Source organism: Hydrogenophaga sp. (genome assembly GCF_051007235.1).
GTDB lineage: Bacteria > Pseudomonadota > Gammaproteobacteria > Burkholderiales > Burkholderiaceae_C > Hydrogenophaga.
Window position 1 is genome coordinate 1 of the sequence record NZ_JBPCSJ010000571.1, and the last position, 15,659, is coordinate 15,659.

The 15,659-nt window shown below is 67.7% G+C and carries 16 protein-coding genes; 10 read left to right on the plus strand and 6 right to left on the minus strand.

Going from position 1 to position 15,659, the window contains the following annotated elements; translation table 11 throughout:
• The 8 genes from ACR2JA_RS20315 to ACR2JA_RS20350 form a co-directional block, all read left to right on the plus strand.
• Window positions 1-1,002 (plus strand): class I SAM-dependent methyltransferase (locus ACR2JA_RS20315; protein WP_434010871.1); only part of this gene is annotated, 1,002 nt, incomplete at its 5' end.
• Between the two features lie 9 nt (window positions 1,003-1,011).
• On the plus strand, window positions 1,012-1,206 hold the full coding sequence (locus ACR2JA_RS20320; RefSeq protein WP_434010872.1) for a DUF2905 domain-containing protein: 195 nt from the start codon (window positions 1,012-1,014) through the stop codon (window positions 1,204-1,206).
• Window positions 1,207-1,272: 66 nt separating this feature from the next.
• Entirely contained in the window at window positions 1,273-1,713 is a 441-nt protein-coding gene (trxC, locus tag ACR2JA_RS20325) for a thioredoxin TrxC (RefSeq protein WP_434010873.1), read from the plus strand.
• Between the two features lie 225 nt (window positions 1,714-1,938).
• The gene (locus ACR2JA_RS20330; RefSeq protein WP_434010874.1) at window positions 1,939-2,931 is read left to right on the plus strand and encodes a glucokinase; all 993 of its coding nucleotides are present in this window, start codon (window positions 1,939-1,941) and stop codon (window positions 2,929-2,931) included.
• A gap of 174 nt (window positions 2,932-3,105) precedes the next feature.
• A complete protein-coding gene (locus ACR2JA_RS20335; RefSeq protein WP_434010875.1) occupies window positions 3,106-4,356 on the plus strand; it encodes an ABC transporter substrate-binding protein in 1,251 nt (416 codons plus the stop codon).
• Between the two features lie 77 nt (window positions 4,357-4,433).
• Window positions 4,434-5,312 carry a carbohydrate ABC transporter permease gene (locus ACR2JA_RS20340; RefSeq protein ID WP_434010876.1) on the plus strand — a complete coding sequence of 293 codons (879 nt, stop codon included), beginning with the start codon at window positions 4,434-4,436 and terminating at the stop codon, window positions 5,310-5,312.
• Window positions 5,302-6,162: a carbohydrate ABC transporter permease gene (locus ACR2JA_RS20345; RefSeq protein ID WP_434010877.1), complete on the plus strand. Its 861-nt coding sequence runs from the start codon at window positions 5,302-5,304 to the stop codon at window positions 6,160-6,162. The genes ACR2JA_RS20340 and ACR2JA_RS20345 overlap by 11 nt, the downstream gene beginning before the upstream one ends.
• A gap of 5 nt (window positions 6,163-6,167) precedes the next feature.
• The gene (locus ACR2JA_RS20350) at window positions 6,168-7,268 is read left to right on the plus strand and encodes an ABC transporter ATP-binding protein (protein WP_434010878.1); all 1,101 of its coding nucleotides are present in this window, start codon (window positions 6,168-6,170) and stop codon (window positions 7,266-7,268) included.
• Window positions 7,269-7,635: 367 nt separating this feature from the next.
• Here ACR2JA_RS20350 and ACR2JA_RS20355 read toward each other — a convergent pair whose 3' ends face one another.
• The 5 genes from ACR2JA_RS20355 to ACR2JA_RS20375 all read right to left on the minus strand — a co-directional run bounded on the left by ACR2JA_RS20355 (window position 7,636) and on the right by ACR2JA_RS20375 (window position 12,574).
• Entirely contained in the window at window positions 7,636-9,000 is a 1,365-nt protein-coding gene (locus tag ACR2JA_RS20355; RefSeq protein ID WP_434010879.1) for a sensor histidine kinase, read from the minus strand.
• 302 nt (window positions 9,001-9,302) lie between these two features.
• A complete protein-coding gene (locus tag ACR2JA_RS20360) occupies window positions 9,303-9,995 on the minus strand; it encodes a response regulator transcription factor (protein WP_434010880.1) in 693 nt (230 codons plus the stop codon).
• 25 nt (window positions 9,996-10,020) lie between these two features.
• Window positions 10,021-11,319, minus strand: a complete 1,299-nt coding sequence (locus tag ACR2JA_RS20365) for a multifunctional CCA addition/repair protein (protein ID WP_434010881.1) — start codon at window positions 11,317-11,319, stop codon at window positions 10,021-10,023.
• Window positions 11,320-11,453: 134 nt separating this feature from the next.
• Window positions 11,454-12,137 carry a glutathione S-transferase family protein gene (locus ACR2JA_RS20370; protein WP_434010882.1) on the minus strand — a complete coding sequence of 228 codons (684 nt, stop codon included), beginning with the start codon at window positions 12,135-12,137 and terminating at the stop codon, window positions 11,454-11,456.
• A gap of 113 nt (window positions 12,138-12,250) precedes the next feature.
• The gene (locus ACR2JA_RS20375) at window positions 12,251-12,574 is read right to left on the minus strand and encodes a metal-sensitive transcriptional regulator (protein WP_434010883.1); all 324 of its coding nucleotides are present in this window, start codon (window positions 12,572-12,574) and stop codon (window positions 12,251-12,253) included.
• 230 nt (window positions 12,575-12,804) lie between these two features.
• Here ACR2JA_RS20375 and ACR2JA_RS20380 point away from each other — a divergent pair, with 230 nt between their 5' ends.
• The gene (locus tag ACR2JA_RS20380) at window positions 12,805-13,383 is read left to right on the plus strand and encodes a DUF302 domain-containing protein (RefSeq protein ID WP_434010884.1); all 579 of its coding nucleotides are present in this window, start codon (window positions 12,805-12,807) and stop codon (window positions 13,381-13,383) included.
• 51 nt (window positions 13,384-13,434) lie between these two features.
• Window positions 13,435-14,724: an OmpP1/FadL family transporter gene (locus ACR2JA_RS20385; RefSeq protein ID WP_434010885.1), complete on the plus strand. Its 1,290-nt coding sequence runs from the start codon at window positions 13,435-13,437 to the stop codon at window positions 14,722-14,724.
• Between the two features lie 90 nt (window positions 14,725-14,814).
• On the opposite strand, the gene ACR2JA_RS20390 is transcribed toward ACR2JA_RS20385, so the two are convergent.
• The coding region (locus ACR2JA_RS20390) for a complex I NDUFA9 subunit family protein (protein WP_434010886.1) at window positions 14,815-15,659 on the minus strand (845 nt) is incomplete at its 5' end.

Below are 15,659 nucleotides of genomic sequence, written 5' to 3' on the forward strand. Positions count from 1 at the left end.
AATGCGCTGCCCAAATTCGGCCAGATGCCCGGCGGCACGGCCGGGCAGGGCAGCGACTTCGTGACCGCGCCCGAGCTGAGCCCGCTGTTCGGCCACACGCTGGCGCGCCAGGTGGCGCAGGCGCTGGCGGCCACCGGGACGGACGAGGTGTGGGAATTCGGCGCCGGCACCGGCGCGCTGGCGCTGCAGGTGCTGGATGCGCTGGCTGCCCTGGGCCAGGCGCCGCGGCGTTACACCATCTTGGACCTGTCGGGCACGCTGCGCGCGCGCCAGCAGGCCACGCTGGCCCGCCACGCCGAGCGCGTGGTCTGGGCCGACCGGCTGCCCGATGCGTTCGAGGGCGTGGTGATCGGCAACGAGGTGCTCGATGCCATGCCGGTGCAACTGCTGGTGCGCATCGGCGGTCAGGCCGACGGCCGCTGGTACGAGCGCGGCGTGGTGGTGGACGAAAACGGTGCGCTGGGCTGGGCCGAGCGCCCGACCGAGCTGCGACCGCCGCTGGACATCGAAGGCCCGCACAATTACCTGACCGAAATCCACCCTCAGGGCGAGGCCTTCGTCCGCACCCTGGCCGAGCGGCTGCGGCGCGGCGCGGCCTTCTTCATCGACTACGGCTTCCCCGAGGCCGAGTACTACCACCCGCAGCGCCACATGGGCACGCTGATTTGCCACCGGGCGCACCAGAGCGACGACAACCCGCTGGCCGATGTGGGGTTCAAGGACATCACCGCCCACGTCAACTTCACCGGCATCGCGCTGGCCGCGCAGGACGCCGGCATGACCGTGCTGGGCTACACCGGCCAAGGGCGCTTCCTCATCAACTGCGGCCTGCTGGACGTGGCGAAAGACGCCGACGTGCGCGAGAACGCCATGCTGGGCAAGCTGGTCAACGAACACGAGATGGGCGAGCTGTTCAAGGTGATCGGCCTGGCGCCCAAAGCCAGCGCCACCGGCTGGGATGCCATCGGTTTTGCCGCTGGCGACCGCACCCATCGCCTTTAGGAGCCCCACGTGATCCGCTGGATGATCGTCATCTTCCTGGCCCTGCTGCTGATCAGCTGGTTCTCTCCGCTGCTGAACAAACTGGGTTTTGGCAAGCTGCCGGGCGACCTTCGGTTCCGGCTGTTCGGGCGCGAGTTTTTCCTGCCGTTCACCACCACCATCCTGCTGAGCATGGTGGCCAGTCTGATCAGCAAGGTGATCTGATACCCCGCGGGGTGTCTTGAAAAACGCGGCGGCGGGCGCATGTGAACGCCATTGAGGAGTGTTTCCATGTCCATCGATCCCCTGCACGTCGTCTGCCCCCACTGCCACACCACCAACCGCGTCGCCGCGCCGGCCCTGGCCAGCGCGCCCGACTGCGGCAAGTGCCACCAGCCGCTGTTCAGCGGCCACCCCATGGCACTGGACGACGAGGCCGCGTTCGACAAGCACATCGGGCGCTCGCAATTGCCGGTGCTGGTGGATTTCTGGGCCCCCTGGTGTGGCCCCTGCCGCATGATGGCGCCCGCCTTCGAGCAGGCGGCGCAGCAGCTGGAGCCGCGGATGCGCCTGGCCAAGGTCAACACCGAAATCGCGCAGAACCTCGCGGCGCGCTACAACATCCGCAGCATCCCGACGCTGGCGCTGTTCGTCAACGGACGCGAAGTGGCGCGCCAGCCGGGCGCCATGGGCGCGGCGGACATCGTCCGCTGGGCGCGGTCGCACACCTGAGAAGGTGTGAACGCATCGGGCAAACCCGCTCGTGACGCGCAGGGCGTGACCCTCTTCGTTGCAAATGCGCGCCATGGCACCAGCCATGGCTGTGCTTTGCGCCTTGATGGGCGCACCCTGCACACCCCGCTCGGGCTCGCCCGATGCATTCACACCTTCTGAGCGGTGTTTTTGGGGTGGGGCAGAGCTTGTAACCAAGTTACAGGCTCGCTATCATCGCCCCCCATGTCCACGCCCTCTGCCCCCAACCCCCGCTCCTTTCCCCGCCTGCTCGCCGACGTCGGCGGCACCAACGCGCGCTTTGCCTGGCAGGCCGCGCCCGGCGCCCCCATCAGCGACGTGCGCGTGCTGCCTTGTGCCGAATACCCCACGCTGCCCGCAGCGGTGCACGCCTATCTGGACGGCCTGGGGCAGGGCCGCCCGCAGGCGGCGGCCATCGCCATCGCCAACCCGATCACGGGCGACGAGGTGCGCATGACCAACCACCACTGGGTGTTCTCCCAGTCGGCGGTCAAGGCCGAGTTCGGCCTGCAGAACCTGCAGTTGCTCAACGACTTCACCGCGCTCGCGCTCGCCTTGCCGGTGCTGCCGGCCGGCGAACTTCACCAGGTCGGCGGTGGCGCCGCCGTGCCCGACGCACCCATCGCCCTGCTGGGCGCAGGCACCGGCCTGGGCGTCTCGGGCCTGCTGCCCGACCGGCGCGGTGGCTGGCTGCCCATCAACGGCGAGGGCGGCCACGTCACCCTGCCGGCGGTCAGTGCGCGGGAGCGCCTGGTGATGGACGGGCTGATCCAGCGCTACGGCCGTGCCTCGGCCGAGCGGCTGCTCTGCGGCCAGGGTCTGGTCGATGCCTGCGCCATCCTGTGCGCGGCCGACGGTGTGCCCGAGCGGGCCCTGGCCCACGCGGCCGAGGTGACCGAGGCTGCGCTGGTCGGCCGCCTGCCGCAGGCCAGCGAAGCGCTCACCCACTTCTGCGCGTTGCTGGGCTCGGTCGCGGGCAACCTGGCACTGACCCTGGGCGCGCGTGGCGGCGTCTACATCGGTGGTGGCATCGTGCCGCGGCTGGGAGACTGGTTCGACCGCTCGCCGTTCCGCCAGCGCTTCGAGGCCAAAGGCCGCTTCAGCGCCTACCTGCAGGCCATCCCGGTCTGGGTCATCACTTCGCGCCAGTCGCCGGCGCTGATGGGCGCCGCCCGGGCGCTTGACGCCGACCATTGAGCCGCGTCCCACGCCGCAGGACGGCAGGACCGCTGCACCGGTACGGGTTTGTCCCGATGTTCGCGATCATTAATTAATGAAATATTAATGACCGAGGCGGCGCGGTGCCGTCTCGATCAACGCCGCGCCTACTCAAACCACACGCGGCCAATTCATTTTTTGGATGGGGACATCATGATGAAACTTTCGAAACTCGCTGCCGCAGCCGCCTTCGTGGTGGCCGGTTCCGCTGCCGTTGCTGGTGAAGTGGAGGTCCTGCACTACTGGACCTCGGGCGGCGAGGCCAAGTCGGTTGCCGAGCTGAAGAAGATCATGCAGGCCAAGGGCCACGTTTGGAAGGACTTCGCGGTCGCCGGTGGTGGTGGTGACAACGCCGCCACGGTGCTCAAGAGCCGTGTCGTGTCGGGCAACCCGCCTGCAGCGGCCCAGATCAAGGGCCCGGCCATCCAGGAATGGGCCAACGAAGGCGTGCTGGCCAACCTCGACACCGTCGCCAAGGCCGAGAAGTGGGACAGCCTGCTGCCCGCGGTGGTCGCCAACGTCATGAAGTACAAGGGCAACTACGTGGCCGCCCCGGTCAACGTGCACCGCGTCAACTGGATGTGGGCCAACGCCAACGTCCTGAAGAAGGCCGGCGTGACCGGTACGCCCAAGACCTGGGACGAGTTCTTCGCTGCGGCCGAGAAGGTCAAGAAGGCCGGCCTGATCCCCGTGGCCCACGGCGGCCAGAACTGGCAGGACTTCACCACCTTTGAATCGGTGGTGCTGGGTGTCGGTGGCGCCAAGTTCTACCAGGACGCCCTGGTCAAGCTCGACCCCAAGGCCCTGACCAGCCCGACCATGACCAAGTCGCTGGAAACTTTCCGCAAGATCAAGTCCTACACCGACGCCGCTGCCCCGGGCCGCGACTGGAACCTGGCCACGGCCATGGTGATCCAGGAGAAGGCTGCGTTCCAGTTCATGGGTGACTGGGCCAAGGGCGAGTTCTCGGCCGCCGGCAAGGTGCCGGGCAAGGACTACATCTGCGCTGCAGCCCCCGGCACGGCCAACGCCTACACCTTCAACGTGGATTCCTTCGCCATGTTCAAGCTGAAGGACGCCACTGCTCAGAAGGCACAGGGTGACCTGGCAGCTTCCATCATGGGCACCGAGTTCCAGGAAGTGTTCAACCTGAACAAGGGTTCGATCCCGGTGCGCCTGAACATGAAGATGGACAAGTTCGACGACTGTGCAAAGCTCTCCAGCAAGGACTTCGTCGACACCGCCAAGAGCGGTGGCCTGGTGCCCTCCGTGGCCCACGGCATGGCCATCAGCCCGGCCGCAGAAGGCGCCATCAAGGACGCCGTCAGCCATATCTGGAACGACGACAAGATCTCGGTCGCTGACGGTGTGAAGAACATCGCCAAGGCCGCGGCCACCAAGTAAGCCTCACGCCCGGCCACCGACCGGTGGCCATCGCCGTCCCGTTCCGCGCGAACGGGACGGCTCATTCCTTCCTCCCCATGAAAAGCTTCGAGAACCTGCTGCCCAAGCTGGTGATCGCGCCCGGCTTCGTGCTCGGTTTCGCGTTCATCTACGGGCTGATGATCTGGAACGGCGTGCTGTCCATGACCGGATCGCGCATGCTGCCCAACTACGAGAACTTCGTGGGCCTGGAGCAGTACGTGCAGCTCTGGTCCATGGACCGCTGGTACGTCGCCCTGAAAAACCTGGGCATCTTCAGCGTGCTCTACGTCGGCGGCTCGATGCTGGTCGGCATGGTGCTGGCGATCTTTCTGGACCAGAAGATCCGCGCCGAAGGCACCCTGCGCACCATCTACCTCTACCCCATGGCGCTGTCGTTCATCGTGACCGGCACGGCCTGGAAATGGATCCTCAACCCCAGCGACGGTCTGCAGAAACTGATGCACGACCTGGGCTGGGCCTCGTTCAATTTCGACTGGCTGGTGCAGTCCGACACCGCCATCTACTGCGTGGTGATCGCGGGCATCTGGCAGTCGGCCGGGTTTGCCATGGCGCTGTTCCTGGCCGGCTTGCGCGGCATCGACGACAGCATCATCAAGGCTGCCCAGATCGACGGCGCCTCGCTGCCGCTGATCTACTGGCGCATCATCCTGCCGATCCTGCGCCCGGTGGTGTTCTCCACCATCCTGGTGCTCTCGCACCTGTCGATCAAGAGCTTCGACCTGGTGATGGCGCTCACGGCCGGCGGCCCTGGTTACGCGACCGACGTGCCCGCCACCTTCATGTACACCATGAGCTTCACGCGCGGCCAGATCGGGCTGGGCGCGGCCAGCGCCACCATGATGCTGGCGACCGTGGCAGCGATCGTCGTTCCCTATCTGTACAGCGAACTGCGGAGCAAGCCCCATGACCGCTAAATCCCTGACCCTCGGCCGGGTGTTCACCTACGGCCTGCTGCTGGTGGCGGCGCTGTTCTTCCTGGCGCCGCTGTACGTGATGGTCGTGACGTCGCTGAAGGACGCCGAGCAGATCCGCAGCGGCAACCTGCTGAGCCTGCCCACGTCGCTGAACTTCGAGTCCTGGGCGCTGGCCTGGAGCAGTGCCTGCACCGGTGTGGACTGCCGCGGCCTCCAGCCCTACTTCATGAACTCGGTGGTCATGGCGGTGCCCGCGGTGCTGATCTCCACCGCCTGGGGTGCCCTCAACGGCTACGTGCTGAGCATGTGGAAGTTCCGGGGCTCGGAGGTGCTGTTCGGCTTCCTGCTGTTCGGCGTGTTCATGCCCTTCCAGGTGGTGCTGCTGCCCATGAGCCAGGTGCTGGGCTACCTGGGCCTGTCCAGCTCCATTGCCGGCCTCGTGCTGGTGCACAGCCTGGCCGGCATGGCCGGTACCACGCTGTTCTTCCGCAACTACTACACCGCCGTGCCGCGCGAACTGGTGAACGCCGCGCGCATCGACGGCGCAGGCTTCTGGCGCATCTTCTGGCGCATCGTGCTGCCCATGTCCACGCCCATCCTCATGGTCACGCTGATCTGGCAGTTCACCAACATCTGGAACGACTTCCTGTTCGGCGTGGCCTTCAGTGGCGCCGACAGCAAGCCGGTGACGGTGGGCCTGAACAACATGGCCAACACCACCAGCAGCGTCAAGAGCTACAACGTGGACATGGCCGCGGCGATCATCGCCGGCCTGCCCACCATGCTGGTCTACGTCCTCGCGGGACAGTACTTCGTCAAGGGTCTGACGGCCGGCGCCGTCAAAGGTTGAATCACATGGCTTCTCCACTGCACATCAAAGGCATCCGCAAGGCGTTCGGCAAAGGCGACAAGACGGTCGAGGTGCTCAAGCGCATCGACATCGACGTCGCCCCGGGCGAATTCCTCATCCTGGTCGGCCCCTCGGGCTGCGGCAAGTCCACGCTGCTGAACATCATCGCCGGCCTGGAAGAGCCCACCGAAGGCGAGTTGCACATCGGCGGCAAGAACGTGATCGGCATGGCGCCGGCGCAGCGCGACATCGCCATGGTGTTCCAGAGCTACGCGCTCTACCCGACCATGACGGTGGCCGACAACATCGGCTTCGCGCTGGAGATGCGCAAGGTGCCGGCCGACGTGCGCAAGAAGCGCATCGACGAGGTCGCCGCCATGCTGCAGATCAGCCACCTGCTGGACCGCCGGCCGGCCCAGCTCTCGGGCGGCCAGCGCCAGCGCGTGGCCATGGGCCGGGCCCTGGCGCGCGACCCGCAGCTGTTCCTGTTCGACGAGCCGCTGTCCAACCTGGACGCCAAGCTGCGTGTGGAAATGCGTGCCGAGATCAAGCGCCTGCACCACGTCAGCGGCATCACCACGGTGTACGTGACGCACGACCAGATCGAGGCCATGACCCTGGGCAGCCGCATCGCGGTGATGAAGGATGGCATCCTGCAGCAGATCGGCACGCCCGACGAGATCTACCGCCGCCCGGTCAACACCTACGTCGGTGGCTTCATCGGTTCACCGACCATGAACTTCATCCAGGGCCGTATCGAGCGTGCGGGTGAAGGCGGCCGCTTCGTGTTCGAGGGCGGTGGTCTGGACCTGCCGTGCCCGGACGGCCCGGAGGTCACCCTGGGCCAGCGGCCCGAGCACATCCACCTGAACGACGACGCCACCTGGCGCGGCGAGGTGGTGCTGGTCGAGCCGACCGGTGCCGACACCTATGTGGTGGTCAAGACGGCGGTGGGCCTGATCACGGTGCGCGAGGCGGCCAACACCCGCGTGGCGGTGGGCGACAACGTGGGCATGACGGTGAGCGGGCGGCACAACAACTGGTTCGACAAGTCGTCTGGTGTGCGGTTGACGTCGATGGACGCTTCTTCTCTTTTTGTCGGCTGACGGGTTTGGCCGGGTCTCGGCCCGGCGGCCGACCTTCTTTCTTTTGCTCCGCCAAAAGAAAGAAGGCAAAGAAAAGGCGGGCCGAAGTCCGGGCCGCTGCGCGGTGCCTTGCGCTGCTCGGTTCGCGGGGGACATTCGCAAACTCGGCTGTCGCCTCAAACATGCGCGCCCCCTTTCCCCGGGCGCCCCTGTGCTGCTCAGCCCGCCCTGGACGGCATGGGGGTGAATACCTCCACGGCGCGCAGTGCCTCCATCCAGGGCACCCGTGGAACGGGCTTCGCCCGGCCACAGGGTGCGTCCCCCTCCCAGCGCCGAAGGCGCGCCAGAGAGGGGGAAGCCGCGTCAGCGGCGCAGGGGGTGCTTCACGTCACACCAACCGCAATTCGATCCGCAAGCCCTGCGGTCGCAGGCTCTGTACGGTGGCCTCGCCGCCGTGCCGGTGGGCGATCTCCTGCACGATGGCCAGGCCCAAGCCGCAGCCGCCGGGGCTCTCGTTGGCGCGCCAGAAGCGCTGGAACACATGGTTCAGGTCGTCGGCCGACAGACCGGGGCCGTTGTCTTCCACCGCCAGCCGCGCACCGTCGCTGCCTTGCCGCACGCGAAGCGTGATGCTGCTGCCGCGCGGGGTGTAGCGCAGCGCGTTGTCGATCAGGTTGCTCAGCGCTTCGCGCAGCTGCAGCGCGTCACCTTCGATCTGCAGGTGCTCCTCGCCTTCGTAACCCAGGTCCATGCCGGCAGCCAGCGCGCGCGGGGTCCATTCGCGTGCCACGTCGCGGGCCAGGGCGGCCAGGTCCAGCGGTTCGCGCCGCACCTGGCTTTCGGTGCGTGCCAGCGTCAGCAACTGGTGCACCAGGTGGGCGCTGCGTTCGGCGCCGGTGTGCACCTTGGCCAGGCGTTCGGCCAGCGCGGGGTCGCCGGTCTGGCGCTGCGCCAGCTCCACCTGGCTGATCAGGCCGGCCAGTGGCGTGCGCAGCTGGTGGGCCGCGTCGTTGATGAAGCGCTTTTCCTGCTGCACGCTGCGCGCCACCTCGCCCAGCAGGCCGTTGATGGCCTGCACCAGCGCGTGCACCTCGCCCGGGGCCTGCGTGGCGGCGATGGGCGAGAGGGCATTGACCGAGCGGTTTTCCAGCTGCGCGGTCAGCCGCGTGAGCGGGGTCAGCCCGCGCTGGATGCCACCGTACACCGCCAGGCTCAGCAACACGCCCAGGGCCAGCAGCGGGGCCAGCATGTCGGCCACCAGTTCCCCGGCGATGCGCTGCTGCACCGCGAGGCCTTTGGCCACCTGCACGCGCAGCGTCTGCGGCGAACCGGTTTCTCCGTAGCTCACGTCCATGGCCACAAAGCGCATCGGTTTGCCGTCGAGGCTGGCGGTGTAGAGCAGTGGTTCACCTTGCGCGCTGCTCATGCCATCGGGCTGCGGCAGCCGCTGGTTGCCCAGCAGGAATTCGCCGGGTGGCGAGGACACCATGTAGCTCACGCGGTCGGTCGGGTCGGCTTCCAGCACGTCCTGCGCGGCGCGCGGGAAGTCCACCAGCAGACACGAGCCGATGGGCTTGACCTGGCGCGCGAGCGACCGAACCGACTGTGTGAGCGACTGGTCGATGCCTTTTTCGGCGTAGGCCAGCGCGATGCGGTAGGCCAGCAGGCCACCCCCGGCCCACAGGACCAGTTGCGGCAGCAGCAGCCACAGCAGCAGCTGGCGGCGCAGAGAGGGGCGGGCAGATTCGGCCATGGGCAGATCGTGTCAGCGGTGCAGCGCAAGCACGCCGTTGCAGGCGGAGAGTGCAGGCGGCCGGCGCACGTGGCTGCGACCAGGGCACCCGTGGAACCGGCTCTGCCGGGCCACAGGGTGCGTCCCCCCCGGCCGCAGGCTAGAGGGGGGAAGCCGCGCAGCGGCGCAGGGGGGAAGAGCAGCTTCCGGCGCACGTGCCTCGGCCCAGGGCACCCGTGGAACTGGCTTTGCCAGGCCACAGGGTGCGTTCCCCCCGGCCGCAGGCCAGAGGGGGGAAGCCGCGCAGCGGCGCAGGGAGGGCTTCATATTTCCAGCATGTAGCCCAGGCCACGGATGTTGCGGATGTTCAGCGTCGAGCCCGCGAGCTTGCGGCGCAGGCGGTGCACGTACACCTCCAGCGCGTTGGAGGCCACGCCGCCGGTCTCGCCGGGTTCGGCCTGCCAGACACCGATCACGTCTTCGCGGCTGACCACCTGGCCGGCGTGGCGCACCAGCAGGTCCAGCAGCGCCCATTCGCGCTGCGTCAGGTCGATCGCGTCCTCGCCCAGCCAGGCGCGCGGCAGGTTCGGGTCCACCCGCAGGGTGTTCGCTGTGGCCGGGGTCTGCGCGGACGTGGCGTCAAAGGCGGGCAGGCTGGCGCGCCGCAGCATGGACTGCAGGCGGGCCAGCAGCTCGTCGCGGTTGAAGGGTTTGGTCAGGTAGTCGTCGGCCCCGGCGTTCAGGCCAGCGACCCGGTCTTCGATGCCGTCGCGCGCGGTCAGGATGAGCACTGGCAGCGCCGGCATGGTCTGGCGCAACTGGCGCAGCACGGACAGACCATCGACCTTGGGCAGGCCCAGGTCCAGCACCACGCCGTCGAAGGCTTCGGCACCCAGGCGGGTGAGGGCGGCGGCGCCGTCTTCGGCGGTGGTGACGCGGTGACCGGCCTGGGCCAGTTGCGCGCTCAGGCCGTCGCGCAGGAGTTCGTCGTCTTCAACAATCAGCAGGTGGGCCATGACCCGATTATCCGGGCGCCTTGGCTCATGCGTTCGCGTCGAACGCGGCAGCCACGGCGCTGGCGCGCGCGGCGTGCACGGCGTGGGCGATGCGCGGCCCCAGCTGGGCGCGGATCTGTGCGCTGGCGTCGGCCGGCAGGCTGGCCGTGAGGTGGGCGGCCAGCGGTGCCGGGTCCACGGTGCTGGCCGCGGTGAGGGCGCGCAGCAGGCGGTCGCGCTGCGGGTAGGCGCTGTCTTCAAAACCCAGCCGGCCGCGCGCGTCGCACTCGCAGGCCAGCAGCACCTCGGTGAAGCGTTCGGGCCGGCGCAGGGCGTCGCAGCGCTCCAGCAGGCGCAACAGGGCGGTCGGGCTGAAGTCGCCACAGCGGTGCACGTGGCCGTGTTCGCGCGCGACCACGTCGGCCAGTTCGCGGCAGTCGCGCGGCACGCGCCAGCGTTCGCACACGTCCTTGAGCAGGCGGGCGCTGCGTTCCTCGTGGCCGATGTGGCGTGGCAGCACGTCGGCGGGCGTGGTGCCCTTGCCGAGGTCGTGGCACAGGCAGGCAAAGCGCACCGGCAGGCTGGCGCCCAGGCGGGCGCTCATGTCCATCACCATCATCAGGTGCACGCCTGTGTCCACCTCGGGGTGGTGGTCGGCGCGCTGGGGCACGCCCCACAGGCGGTCCACCTCGGGCAGCAGGCGGGCCAGCGCGCCGCAGCCGCGCAGCACCTCGAACATGCGGCTCGGGCGCTGCGCCATCAGGCCGCGCGAGAGCTCCTGCCAGACGCGCTCGGGCACCAGGTGGTCCACCTCGCCGTCTTCCACCATCCGCACCATCAGGGCCTGCGTTTCGGTGGCCACCGAAAAATCCGGGAAGCGGGCGGCGAAGCGCGCCAGCCGCAAGATGCGCACCGGGTCTTCGGCGAAGGCGCCGGTCACGTGCCGCAGCACGCGCTGCCGCAGGTCGCTCTGGCCGCCATGCGGGTCGATCAGCGTGGCCGTCGTCGGGGCGTCCGCTTCGGCCTGGGCCACCGCCATGGCGTTGATGGTCAGGTCGCGCCGGGCCAGGTCTTCTTCGAGCGTGACGCCGGGGTCGGTTTGGAACTGGAAGCCGTGGTACCCCGGCGCGGTTTTGCGCTCAGTGCGCGCCAGCGCGTATTCCTCGCGGGTCTGCGGGTGGAGGAAGACCGGGAAGTCCTTGCCCACCGGCAGGTAGCCCTGGGCGGCCATGGCCTCGGGGGTGGCGCCCACCACCACCCAGTCGCGATCAACGTGTGCGGCGGCGGCCGTGTCCCGCGCGAGCAGGGCGTCGCGCACCGCGCCGCCCACGAGATAAATGTCCATCAGGCGAGTGTAGGGCGCGGACACCCTCGCAGCGGGAAAGCGTGGGGGCGGGGAATTCAGCGCCGGGCCGCTCCCCAGCTGAATTCGCACCCCCTCGGGGGGCAGCGACCCGCGTCAGCGGCGGAGCGTGGGGGCTATTTCGCTCGGTAGGGTTCGTCGAAGTCCACGAAGTCGTGTTCGGCCAGCGCCTGCTGCACCCAGGCCTGCACGCCGGGCAGGGCATGGACCCGGTCCACATAGGCTTGCACGGTCGGGCTGACGGGCAGCGCGTAGGTGCGGATGCGCGAGCAGACGGGCGCGAAGTACGCGTCGGCGATGCTGAAGGCGCCGAACAGCATCGGGCCACTGTGCGCGTCCAGCAGTTCGGTCCAGATCGTTTCGATGCGCGCCAGATCGGCGCGCACGCCCGGCTGGTCGCGCCAGACGATGCGGCCGATCTCCGGCAACGAGGCTTCGATGTTCATGCCGCAGTGGCTGCGCAGCGAGGTGAAGCCGCTGTGCATTTCGGCGCACACGCTGCGGGCCCGCGCACGGGCTTTCGGGTCCGCCGGCCACAGCCCGTGCTCCGGAAAGCGCTCAGCCAGGTATTCGGCGATCGCCAGCGTGTCCCACACGGCAAAGCCGTCGTCCACCAGCACCGGCACCTTGCCCACCGGGTTGATGCGGCCGATGGTGTTCTTGAACGTCGATCCGGCTTCGAGCGAATCGAAACGGACCATGACCTCGTCGAACGGGATGCCGGCCTGCGTCAGCAGCACCCAGGGGCGCATGGACCAGGACGAGTAGTTCTTGTTGCCGATGTAGAGCTGCAATGCCATGAAGACCTCCTCAAGCGATAGAGGACTCCATGCTAAGGGGCGGGCGCGCGGTCATTGATGCGAAATCGGCGCCGCATTGATTCCGGGCTGCCACCGTGGGGGCGGCGCCTGCCTCAGGCGTACTTTTCCAGGATGCGGGTGGAGCGTTCGACCTCGCGCATCGGGTCGCCTTCGCTGTCGCTCACCGCCTCCATGACCGAGCAGGCCATCATCCGGTAGAAGGCCTTGTCCATGGCCTTGCGCGCCGCGGACATCTGCTGGGCCACGTCCTCGCACGAACGGCCCGTTTCCACCATCTCGATCAGGCCGCGCACCTGGCCCTCGATGCGCTTGAGCCGGTTGATCACGTCGCGCTGGTGCTCGGACCGGTAGGAGGAAGCCGGAGTGGTGCTGACGGTTTCAGTGGCGGCAGCGGGGGGCGCTTTTCTGGCGGGCATGGTGGGTTCCAGTGAGGAGTGGGTGGCGTCAGTTTGCCAAAAATCGCAATGCACCAATCGATGGTGTTCCCTGATGGCGCTCTTGTTGGGGAAATTACCCTACCCCCTAGGGTAGTCACCAATGACGCCAAAGGACGCAGACGGCTATGGTTGACCCCGCTGCGAGAGCTTGACTTTCGTCAAGCCTGCTCCACCTTTCCCCGCCAACGCACGTTCAACACGAGGATCCCATGCACATCTGGAAACGCATCTCACTGGGCCTGGCCATGGCCGCCACGCTGCTCGCCACCACCGGCTGCGGCACCATTTCGACCATGGGCAAGCTCGAAAGCGGTGCGGGTGCCGAAGCGTCCCGCATGTGGGACCGCTGGATCGAAGGCAACGGCGACATCGCCATCGCCACGACCTGGGAAGCGAAGGTCAAGCCCGGCCTCAAGGCCAGCGAGGTGGAGGAAATCTTCAAGCTTGTTGCGGTGGAGCGCAACATGCGCGACGTGGGCACCCTGCCGCTGTCCAAGGAGCTGGAAGCCCGCTCGGGCAAGAAGGAAAAGCTGCTGACGGTGTACTCGTTCTGCAGCCCCGGCACGGCCCGCCGGATGGTGGACTTCAGCCCGCACATGGCCGCCTACCTGCCCTGCCGCATCAGCATGGTGGAGCACGACGATGGCAGCCTGTGGCTCTACACCCTGAACATGGACATGATGGTCAAGATGGGCCGCAAGCTGCCCTCGCCGCTCAAGGAAGAAGCCCAGGCCGTGCGCGACACCATCTGGGAAATGATGCAGCGCGGCTCCAAGGGTGAGTTCTGAGCGAACGCCCGTTCTGGTCAAAACATATCCAAACGTTGAGGAGACTTCTGCATGACATTTCCATTCCACGCGCTGCGCGCCGCCACGCTGGTGGCCCTGGGGTCTGCGCTGCTGCCGGCCCATGCCACCAACGGCTATTTCTCCCACGGCTACGGCATCAAGGCCAAAGGCATGGCCGGCGCCGGCCTGGCTGTGGCACAAGACGCATTTGCCGGCGCCAACAACCCGGCGCAGGCGGCTTTTGCCGGTGACCGCCTGGAAGGTGGTGTGGACCTGTTCATGCCCAAGCGCGAGATGAGCCGCAGCTTCAGCGGTGCGCCCCTGGGAACGGTGGAGAGCGGCAAGAACAGCTTCCTGATCCCTGAATTCGGCTACAACAAGAGCCTGTCAAAAGACCTGGCTGTCGGCGTGACGGTCTACGGCAACGGGGGCATGAATTCCACCTACCCCGGTGGCACGACCGATTGCACCGGTTTTGGCGGCATGGCCGGCAGCAACGCCTTGTGCGGTATGGGCCAGCTGGGCGTGGACCTGACGCAGCTGGTGGTGGCGCCCACCATCGCGTACCAGTTCAGCCCTGGTCAATCGGTGGGCGTGAGCCCGCTGCTGGTGTACCAGCAGTTCTCGGCCTACGGCTTGCAGATGTTCCAGATGGTGCCTGGCGCATCCACCGATCCTGCCCACTTGACGAACAACGGCCACGACGACAGCACCGGCCTTGGCATACGCCTGGGGTACATGGGCAAGCTGTCCGATACCGTTTCGGTAGGGGCCTCTTATTCGCCCAAGATCAACATGAGCCGCTTCAAGGACTACGCGGGACTTTTCGCTGGTCAGGGCGATTTCGATATTCCGGAAAACGTCGGGCTGGGCGTTGCGTTCCAGGTCACCCCTTCCGTGCAGATCCTGGCCGACTACAACCACATCGCGTACAGCAAGGTCGCGTCCATCGGCAACCCTGCCGGTTTCAACATGGGGGCGGACAACGGCGGTGGGTTTGGCTGGAAAGATGTGAACGTGATCAAGCTGGGCGCGCAGTGGGCCATGAATGGCAGCACCACGTTGCGCGTCGGCCTCAACCACGGCAGCAATCCGGTGACCAGCGCCAACATCACGCCCAACATCCTGGCACCCGGTGTGATGAAAACGCACCTGACCATGGGCGGCACACATGCTTTGTCACCGAAGTCGGCGTTCAGCTGGTCCTTCATGTATGCGCCCAGCGTATCGGTCACAGGCCCCTCATTGTTCAACGGGCTGCTGAGCAGTGGCACGGCGATTCAGGAAACCGTGAAGATGCGCCAGATGTCCATCGGCGTGCAATACGGCATGCAGTTCTGACCGTTTTCATCTGAGACGAGGTCTCTTGGCGCCACCGGGTCGTTGCGATCCGGTGGCTTTTTTTCGAGCCTTGTAAGCTGCGCCAGAGCGTCAGCGCCGCGCCCGCGCCTGAAGCAAGCCGCTGCGCACGCCCCGCTGGCCCAGGTAACCGGGCGCGATCGCGTGCACCGACGCGGGCGTGATGCCCAGTGCCGACAGGCCCGGGTGCTGGCCGGTGGCGACGTTGTCCACGCGCATGGCGTCCAGGTTGTCGCGGCTCATCAGCGGCTCGCCGGGCGCCAGTTCCATCATCTGCGCCTGCAGCCGGCCCACGGCCATGGGCAGGGGCAGCACCGGGCGCGCACGGCTGCCGTGGCGGCCGGCCAGGCGCACCAGGTCGGCCAGGGTGAGCACCTCGGGACCGGCGCAGTCGTAGGTGTGGCCCACGGTGGCGGGGTCCTGCAGGCAGGCCACCACGGCGCTCGCCACATCTTCCACCCACACCGGCTGGAAGCGCGCGGACGCACCGGCCAGTGGCATGACCGGGAAGACGGCCTGCAACTGGGCGAACAGGTTGAGAAAGCGGTCGCCCGCGCCAAAAATGACGCTGGGCCGCAGCACCGTCAGCTCCAACCCTGCAGCGCGCAACAGCGCTTCGCCCCGTGCCTTGCTGCGCTGGTACTTCGCCGGGCCATCTTCGGACACCCCCAGCGCACTCACGTGCACCAGGCGGCGCACGCCGCTGGCCAGGCAGGCCGCGGCGATCTTGCGCGGCAGTTCCACATGGGTGCGCTCGAACGCGGCTTCGCTGCCATGCAGGATGGCCACCAGGTTGACCACCGCATCGTGACCGGGCAGCAGGCGCGCGAGCGCGGCCGGGTCGTGCACGTCGGCCTCGATGACGGTCAGGCGCGGCAGGTGCTGCACGCCGGCGGCGTTGGCCGCGCGGCGGGTGG

Bases quoted from the DNA above. Each gene is read 5' to 3' on its own strand.
- ACR2JA_RS20330 (WP_434010874.1), top strand. From the start codon at position 1,939: ATGTCCACGCCCTCTGCCCCCAACCCCCGCTCCTTTCCCCGCCTGCTC.
- trxC (WP_434010873.1), top strand. From the start codon at position 1,273: ATGTCCATCGATCCCCTGCACGTCGTCTGCCCCCACTGCCACACCACC.
- ACR2JA_RS20365 (WP_434010881.1), bottom strand. From the start codon at position 11,319: ATGGACATTTATCTCGTGGGCGGCGCGGTGCGCGACGCCCTGCTCGCG.
- ACR2JA_RS20350 (WP_434010878.1), top strand. From the start codon at position 6,168: ATGGCTTCTCCACTGCACATCAAAGGCATCCGCAAGGCGTTCGGCAAA.
- ACR2JA_RS20355 (WP_434010879.1), bottom strand. From the start codon at position 9,000: ATGGCCGAATCTGCCCGCCCCTCTCTGCGCCGCCAGCTGCTGCTGTGG.
- ACR2JA_RS20335 (WP_434010875.1), top strand. From the start codon at position 3,106: ATGATGAAACTTTCGAAACTCGCTGCCGCAGCCGCCTTCGTGGTGGCC.
- ACR2JA_RS20345 (WP_434010877.1), top strand. From the start codon at position 5,302: ATGACCGCTAAATCCCTGACCCTCGGCCGGGTGTTCACCTACGGCCTG.
- ACR2JA_RS20370 (WP_434010882.1), bottom strand. From the start codon at position 12,137: ATGGCATTGCAGCTCTACATCGGCAACAAGAACTACTCGTCCTGGTCC.
- ACR2JA_RS20385 (WP_434010885.1), top strand. From the start codon at position 13,435: ATGACATTTCCATTCCACGCGCTGCGCGCCGCCACGCTGGTGGCCCTG.
- ACR2JA_RS20360 (WP_434010880.1), bottom strand. From the start codon at position 9,995: ATGGCCCACCTGCTGATTGTTGAAGACGACGAACTCCTGCGCGACGGC.
- ACR2JA_RS20340 (WP_434010876.1), top strand. From the start codon at position 4,434: ATGAAAAGCTTCGAGAACCTGCTGCCCAAGCTGGTGATCGCGCCCGGC.
- ACR2JA_RS20375 (WP_434010883.1), bottom strand. From the start codon at position 12,574: ATGCCCGCCAGAAAAGCGCCCCCCGCTGCCGCCACTGAAACCGTCAGC.
- ACR2JA_RS20380 (WP_434010884.1), top strand. From the start codon at position 12,805: ATGCACATCTGGAAACGCATCTCACTGGGCCTGGCCATGGCCGCCACG.